The sequence below is a fragment of the Pseudovibrio denitrificans JCM 12308 genome (assembly GCF_001310815.1).
Lineage (GTDB): Bacteria > Pseudomonadota > Alphaproteobacteria > Rhizobiales > Stappiaceae > Pseudovibrio > Pseudovibrio denitrificans.
Map to the genome: position 1 here is coordinate 1 of NZ_BAZK01000091.1, position 549 is coordinate 549.

The 549-nt window shown below is 46.8% G+C and carries 1 protein-coding gene; it reads left to right on the top strand.

Annotated elements, in window-relative coordinates:
* Positions 1 to 252: 252 nt before the first annotated feature.
* Positions 253 to 549 (top strand): hypothetical protein (locus JCM12308_RS27565; RefSeq protein ID WP_208978980.1); only part of this gene is annotated, 297 nt, incomplete at its 3' end.

The following is a 549-nucleotide window of genomic DNA, read 5'->3' on the forward strand; positions in this document are numbered from 1 at the left end:
GATTTGATGGGCGCAGGTTATCGGGAAAACCTCCGAGAGGATCTCATGGCGAACTCCTTATAAAAGTCACAGCAAGTGATGGAAAAGCGTCCAGTTCCGACACATTCAAACTAACTATTATAATTGGATTTGGCATCGGAACATTCATTGGAAAATAGAGAAACGGTTGTTTTTCTTGAAAGATTGGCTGCTCTGCCAATTACAGCATTTCCAGCTTTCGATCGGGTCTCAACCCCAAAAGGTATTGTCAAAATGACGAAGTTTGCACGCATGATTATGTCAAAACAGATCCTTCAAAAAGTTCTTGGTTTAGTTTTGGGACTGACCGTTGGAGCAGCGGCACACGCTAGCACCGAAGATGTCACTTACACCTATGATGAGGCCCGGGCCGGGTATCACAACACCGGACAGCTCACCAGCATCAGCAATGGGGCTACCACCATCCACTATGACTACAACAGTCATGGCCTGATGGTGCGCGAACGCTACATCGTTGATGGACAAACCTATACCCGCACTTATTCTTATGATGATGGCAACCGGCTGCGT